This is a genomic window from Cetobacterium sp., from assembly GCF_048470075.1.
Taxonomy (GTDB): domain Bacteria; phylum Fusobacteriota; class Fusobacteriia; order Fusobacteriales; family Fusobacteriaceae; genus Cetobacterium_A.
Window position 1 is genome coordinate 1 of the sequence record NZ_DBGBQB010000234.1, and the last position, 1629, is coordinate 1629.

The window sequence follows — 1629 nt, forward strand, 5'->3', positions numbered from 1 at the left end:
AACTTGGAACGATAAGAAGAAAAATTAAAACTATTATTATTGTTGATATAAATAAAATAAAAATAGGATATGATAAAGCTATTTTCAAATCATTTTTTAATCTCTCTTTTCGCTCTTTTAAATGGGCTATCTTTAGAAAGCCATCTCCTATTTTGCCTATATTTTCTGAAATAAAAATAATTAATAGCTCTCTCTCTTTAATTAGTCCTTCATCTTTTAGTATATTGTATATATCCTCTCCCTTTTCCAATCTGTCATTAAGATTATAGATTTTAAATTTTAAACTCAGATTTTTATAAATATTTTTTTGAAACTCTATTGTTTTTTTTATTGGAAGTCCAGCATTTAAAAGTCTTCCTATCTTTAGATATACCTCTTTTAACTCTCTCTCTTTTAGCTCCTTTTTTAACTGAGTCTCTAAAACTCTTATAAGTGTACTCCTCTCTAAATAAATTTTTCTTAAAAGAGCCTTTTTATTTTTTTCACAATATATTTTTTCTACTCTATCCTTTTTTTTATCTAAAACTAAGCATCTATATACTCTCATATTAAACACTCTTTTATTATTTCATCCTCTGTTGTCACTCCCCTTTCCACTTTTAAAAGACCGTTGTCATAAAGAGTTTTAAAACCTTTTTCCCTTAAGTAGTTCTCTAAGTCTGTTGTATTTTTATTCAGTACAATATCCCGTATCTCTCTATTGAAAAATATTATCTCCTCTACGATCTCTCTTCCTTTGAATCCCTCATTACAAGAGCACTCTCTATTTAGCCCCTTACAAATAGGACAAATTTTTCTTATTAAACGCTGACTTTCAATAGCATTTATGGCTGTTGCTATAATAAATTTATCTATCCCAAAACTTACCAATCTATCTATAGCTGAGATTGAATCCTTTGTATGTAGAGTCGTTATGACTAGATGCCCCGTTAGAGAAGCCATTAAAGCTATCTGTGCGGTCTCTTTATCCCTTATCTCTCCAACCAATATCACATCTGGATCCTGTCTTAAAACGCTTCTTAATATAGTTGAAAAATTTAATCCTATCTCATTTTTACACTGAATTTGATTTATATTTGAAAACTGGTACTCTATGGGATCCTCTATTGTAACTATATTCAACCTATCACTGTTTAAATAGTTGACTATTGAGTATAGAGTGGTGGTTTTTCCACTCCCTGTTGGTCCACAAAATAGAAGTAGCCCATTCTTTCTATTAACTAACTTCTTTAATTTTATTAAGTTTTCTTCAATAAAACCCAAATTTTCTAAGGACATCTTTGATACATCATTTTTAAGTATTCTTAGAACACATCTTTCTCCAAAGATTGTCGGAATAAAAGAGGCTCTAAAATCTATTTTTTCATCTAAGTATTGCCCTTTAAATCTACCATCTTGAGGCAATCTTTTCTCTCCAATATCAAGTTCGCTCATCAGTTTTAATTTTGTTATTAACTTTAAACCAAAACTTTTATTCAGATCTTTATAATCCTTTAATATCCCATCAATTCGAACTCTTATCTTTATAACTCTCTCTTTTGATTCAACATGTATATCAGATACCCTCTCTTTTAAACTATAAAAAACTAAACTGTTTAAAAACTCTGAAATATCTTCACTATCGTATTT

Annotated in this window: 2 protein-coding genes; both read right to left on the minus strand. The window is 28.9% G+C overall.

What is annotated here, in order from left to right; all coding sequences use genetic code 11:
• Positions 1 to 547 (minus strand): type II secretion system F family protein (locus ACMOUI_RS08190; RefSeq protein ID WP_418965237.1); only part of this gene is annotated, 547 nt, incomplete at its 3' end.
• Positions 544 to 1629 (minus strand): GspE/PulE family protein (locus tag ACMOUI_RS08195; protein ID WP_418965238.1); only part of this gene is annotated, 1086 nt, incomplete at its 5' end. The genes ACMOUI_RS08195 and ACMOUI_RS08190, both read right to left, overlap by 4 nt.